This is a genomic window from Bellilinea sp. (genome assembly GCF_034432615.1).
Classification (GTDB): domain Bacteria; phylum Chloroflexota; class Anaerolineae; order Anaerolineales; family Anaerolineaceae; genus Bellilinea.
In genome coordinates this window covers 1-4,732 of sequence record NZ_DAOUBL010000376.1, presented here as the reverse complement: position 1 = coordinate 4,732, position 4,732 = coordinate 1, and the positions used below count along the sequence as shown (strand labels likewise).

The window sequence follows — 4,732 nt, the reverse complement described above, 5'->3', positions numbered from 1 at the left end:
GCCGAAGTTATCGCCGGCCAGCAAAATCTGCGCGCCCTGCACGTGGGGTTGATTGAGGACAAAATCGGGATTGGGGCTGCCGTCCGGCAGGTAGCGCCAGTCGGCAAACAGGCTGGCGCCCAGCCCGTTTTTGTCGGTGGTTTTCAAAAAACGCGCCGGGATGATCTGATCCGTATCCACATTGCTGACGGGCAAAACGACCACTTTGGAGGTCAAACGGCTAAATGGCTGCATGGCAACGGCTCCTCAGGAAAGATAGGGACGCGGATCGGTGATGACGCCGGTCAAAGCCGAGGCAGCCGCGGTGAGGGGACTGGCCAGGAAGGTGCGCCCGCCCTTGCCCTGCCGCCCTTCAAAGTTGCGGTTGCTGGTGCTGATGGCATACTGCCCGGGCTCGAGCTGGTCGCCGTTCATGGCAATGCACATCGAACAGCCTGGTTCGCGCCATTCGGCGCCGGCTTCCAAAAAGATGCGGTGCAAACCCTCGGCTTCAGCCTGTTTTTTGACCTGCTGCGAACCGGCCACCACCAGCACGCGCAGACCGGGCGCTACTTTACGCCCGCGCAGCAGAGCGGCGGCCTGGCGCAGGTCTGCCAGCCGTCCGTTGGTGCAGGAACCGATGAAAACAGCATCCAGTTTGTGACCGAGCAGCGGCGCGCCCGGCTGCAGCCCCATGTAAGCCAGCGATTTTTCCAGCGCGGCGCGTTGAGCGGAATCGCCGACCTCGTCGGGAGAAGGAATGCGCCCGCTGATGGGAATGCCCATGCCGGGGTTGGTACCGTAGGTGACCATCGGTTGCAAACGGCTGGCATCGAGGGTAATGGTGTGATCATAAGCGGCGCCCTCGTCACCGGGCAGGGTGCGCCAGCGGGCAACGGCGAGTTCCCACGCCTCACCCTGCGGGGCATAGGGACGTCCGGCAAGAAATTCAAAGGTGGTATCGTCCGGGGCGATCATGCCGGCGCGGGCTCCGGCCTCGATGGACATGTTGCAGACGGTCATGCGCTCTTCCATGCTCATGGCGCGGACGGCTTCGCCCATGTATTCAAACACATAACCGGTGCCGCCCGCCACGCCGATCTGGGCAATCAGCCCGAGAATGACATCCTTGGCGGTGACGCCGGGGTTTAAGCGTCCCTCAATGCGCACGGCGCAGGTTTTGGGTTTGCGCTGCAGCAGGCACTGGGTGGCGAGGACATGCTCCACTTCGCTGGTGCCAATCCCAAAGGCCAGGGCGCCAAACGCGCCGTGCGTTGCGGTGTGGCTGTCGCCGCACACAATCGTCATGCCCGGCTGAGTCAGGCCCAGTTCAGGGCCGATGACGTGCACAATGCCCTGATTGGGGCTGCCCAACCCCATCAGCGGGATGCCAAATTCACGGCAGTTTTCCTCCATCTGCAGAATCTGGCGGCGGCTGAGTTCATCGGCAAAGGCCAGGCGGCCGTCGCCGTTGCCGTTGGGCCTGGTGAGGGTGGGGATGCCGTGATCGAGTGTGCCGACCGTGCGTTCCGGGCGGCGCACGCGCAGGCCGCGCGCCCGCAGTCCGCTGAACGCCTGCGGGGAGGTTACCTCGTGCACCAGGTGCAGGTCAATGTACAGAACGGCGGGCGAATCCGGCGGTTGAACGACGACGTGGCTGTCCCAGATTTTTTCAAACAACGTTTTTGGGCGGCTCATACGCATTCCCCGATTGGCGAAGATGTTGTTCGTAGGCGGTGCCGTTCATTTCGGCTGCCGGGGTGTGGGGGTGACTTTTCATCAGAAAATCGGTCATATCCCAGCCGGACGGGATGGTGTTGGGGCGCACAAAGGCTTGTGCCGGGTCGTTTTCATCGAAATAGGATGAGAAAATGGGGTTCATGGTTCGTTCTCCTCTCTGGCGAATGAATGACTTTGGAAAATTCCTCAACCAACCGGCTGAACCGCCGATTGTTCCACATTACCGTATTGACCGCTGGCGACCAGCAGTTTGTTGAGCGCAGCCAGATAAGCCTTGACACTGGCTACCACGATGTCGGTATCGGCGCCGTAACCGCCAAAGGTGCGCGGCACTTCGGCTTCGCGCTGCGGGCTGATTTGCAGCAGCCCGTCGCTGCCCTCGATGCGCACGGTCACTTCGCCCAGCGCGTCAATCCCTTCGGTTACGGCGTGGACGACAAATTCCTGCAACGTGTTGGGGGCTTTGACAATGGCATCAATGGCTTTGTAGGCGGCATCCACCGGGCCGGTGCCAACTGCCGCGCTGACGTGCAGCTGGCCGTCCGGGCCGCGCAGGCGCACGGTGGCGGTGGGCATGCCCATCGTCCCGCAGGCGACCTGTAAGCCGTCCAGAGCGTAAAATTCGCGCGGCTGGTACAGTTCATCGGAAACCAGCGCTTCCAGGTCGGCATCGGTGATGGTCTTTTTGCGGTCGGCGAGATGCTTGAAGCGTTCAAACACCTGATCCATTTCGCCTTCATCCAGCGCGTAACCGAGCGCCGCCAGACGGGTGCGCAGGGCATGCCGCCCGGAGTGTTTGCCCAGCACCAGTTTGCTCTGCGTCGCGCCGACCGTTTCCGGGCGCATGATCTCATAAGTCAGGGAGTGCTTCAGCATGCCGTCCTGATGAATGCCGGCTTCGTGGGCGAAGGCGTTTGCCCCCACAATGGCTTTGTTGGGCTGTACCGGCATGCCGGTGTAGTTGCTGACCAGTTTGCTGATGCGGCTGATCTGGGTGGTGTCAATGCCGGTGTGCAGGCCGTAGTACTGTGGGCGGGTGTGGAGCGCCATGACCACTTCTTCCAGCGCGGTGTTGCCGGCGCGTTCACCAATGCCGTTGATGGTGACCTCCGCCTGACGCGCCCCGGCGCGCAAGCCGGCCAGCGTGTTGGCCGTCGCCAGCCCCAGGTCGTTGTGGCAGTGGACCGAAACGATACAGTTTTGGATGCCGGGTGTGTTCTGGATGATTCCGGCAATCAGCGCGCCGAACTCTTCCGGGGTGGTATAACCCACCGTATCCGGAATGTTCAGTGTGGTTGCCCCGGCGCGGATAGCAACGGCCAGCACCTCGTAGAGGAATTGCGGGTCGCTGCGCCCGGCATCCTCCGGGCTGAACTCGACATCCTCGCATAAACTGCGGGCATAGGCCACCATTTCGGCAACCCGTTCCAGCACCTGCTGGCGGGTCATGCGCAGTTTGTACTGCATGTGAATCTCGGAAGTGGCGAGAAAGGTGTGAATGCGCGGGCGGGCAGCCGGTTGAACGGCCTGCCAGGCCTTGTCAATGTCGCTTTTTGTGGCGCGCGCCAGCCCGCAGATGATCGGTACCCGCCCGCCGTCGGTGGAATTGCCCACCTCCACTGCAATGCGCCGCACGGCTTCCAGATCATCCGGCGAGGCGGCCGGAAAGCCGGCTTCAATCACATCCACGCCCAGACGCGCCAGCCCGCGCGCCACTTCCAGCTTTTCGGCGCTGGTCATGGTTGCGCCGGGCGACTGCTCGCCATCCCGCAGGGTGGTATCGAAAATTCTGACATACGAATCGCTCATCGCTTTCCTCCTGAACCGCTAAAGACCTCAGGCGTTTTTCTGCCAGTTTTCGGGGCGCAGGGAGCGCACCATGGCGCCGGCCTGCCACATCTCCGATTCACGCATCTGACGCAGCTCTTCCGACAATTTCTCCTGATAGTCCGACTGGCTGTTGGCCTCCAGCACGCGGCGGGTTTCTTCCCCGCTGGCAACCGATTGATACAGGCGTTCAAAGACCGGCAGGGTGGCCTTGCGGAACTCGTGCCGCCAGTCCAGCGCGCCGCGCTGGGCGGTTGCCGAGCAGTTGGCGTACATCCAGTCCATGCCGTTTTGGGCAACCAGCCGGATCAGGCTTTGGGTCAGTTCCTCGACCGTTTCATTGAACGCTTCGGAGGGGGTATGCCCGTGGGCGCGCAGGGTCTGGTACTGGGCTTCCATGATGCCGGCCAGCGCGCCCATCAGCACGCCGCGTTCGCCGGTCAGGTCGGAATAGACCTCGTGTTCAAAAGTGGTTTCAAACAGATAGCCGGAGCCGATCGCAATGCCCAGCGCCAGGGTGCGCTCGCGCGCCCGGCCGGTGTAATCCTGCGCCACGGCAAAACTGGAATTGATGCCGCTGCCCGCCAGAAAATTGGCGCGCACGCTGGTGCCCGACCCCTTGGGGGCGACCATGACCACATCCACATAGGGGGGCGGCACCACGCCGGTCTGGTCTTTGTACACCACGGCAAAGCCGTGGGAGAAGTACAGGGCATCGCCTTCTTTGAGGCACGGGCGGATGCGTTCCCAGGTCAGTTTTTGGGCGGCATCCGAAACCAGATACTGCACCACCGTGCCGCGGGCGGCTGCTTCTTCCATGGGGAAGAGCGTTTCACCGGCCACCCAGCCGTCGCGCTGGGCTTTATCCCACGACTTGCCGCCCGGGTTGACCCCGACGATCACTTTGATCCCGTTATCGCGCAGATTCAAAGCCTGCGCCGGGCCCTGCACGCCGTAACCCAGCACGGCGACGACTTCGTCCTTCAATGCTTCCCGCGCCCGGCTGAGCGGGAATTCTTCACGGGTGACCACTTCTTCTTCAATGCCTGCAAAGTTCATTCTTGCCATGTCTGCTTCTCCTCACATCTCAGTTTTCGGAAATTGTTTCGGGTTGGGGGTGCGTTTGGCCGTTGCCGTTGAGCGGCAGGTACAGCGGTGTGCTGCCGCGCTCCATGGCGACCACGCC

At 62.4% G+C, this 4,732-nt stretch carries 4 protein-coding genes and 1 pseudogene; all 5 read right to left on the bottom strand.

Annotated elements, in window-relative coordinates:
• Positions 1 to 234 (bottom strand): annotated as a pseudogene (locus VAE48_RS16695) (3-isopropylmalate dehydratase small subunit); the annotation flags it as partial.
• 12 nt (positions 235 to 246) lie between these two features.
• Entirely contained in the window at positions 247 to 1,677 is a 1,431-nt protein-coding gene (gene leuC / locus VAE48_RS16690; protein ID WP_322794470.1) for a 3-isopropylmalate dehydratase large subunit, read from the bottom strand.
• Positions 1,652 to 1,861 (bottom strand): hypothetical protein, encoded by a 210-nt coding sequence (locus VAE48_RS16685; protein ID WP_322794469.1) that lies wholly within the window; start codon positions 1,859 to 1,861, stop codon positions 1,652 to 1,654. Before VAE48_RS16685 ends, leuC begins: the two co-directional genes overlap by 26 nt.
• 44 nt (positions 1,862 to 1,905) lie before the next feature.
• Positions 1,906 to 3,528 carry a 2-isopropylmalate synthase gene (locus tag VAE48_RS16680; RefSeq protein ID WP_322794468.1) on the bottom strand — a complete coding sequence of 541 codons (1,623 nt, stop codon included), beginning with the start codon at positions 3,526 to 3,528 and terminating at the stop codon, positions 1,906 to 1,908.
• A gap of 27 nt (positions 3,529 to 3,555) precedes the next feature.
• Positions 3,556 to 4,614, bottom strand: coding sequence for a ketol-acid reductoisomerase (ilvC, locus tag VAE48_RS16675; RefSeq protein WP_322794467.1), 1,059 nt, complete (start codon positions 4,612 to 4,614; stop codon positions 3,556 to 3,558).
• Positions 4,615 to 4,732: the final 118 nt, after the last annotated feature.

Bases quoted from the DNA above. Each gene is read 5' to 3' on its own strand.
- leuC (WP_322794470.1), bottom strand. From the start codon at position 1,677: ATGAGCCGCCCAAAAACGTTGTTTGAAAAAATCTGGGACAGCCACGTC.
- VAE48_RS16685 (WP_322794469.1), bottom strand. From the start codon at position 1,861: ATGAACCCCATTTTCTCATCCTATTTCGATGAAAACGACCCGGCACAA.
- VAE48_RS16680 (WP_322794468.1), bottom strand. From the start codon at position 3,528: ATGAGCGATTCGTATGTCAGAATTTTCGATACCACCCTGCGGGATGGC.
- ilvC (WP_322794467.1), bottom strand. From the start codon at position 4,614: ATGGCAAGAATGAACTTTGCAGGCATTGAAGAAGAAGTGGTCACCCGT.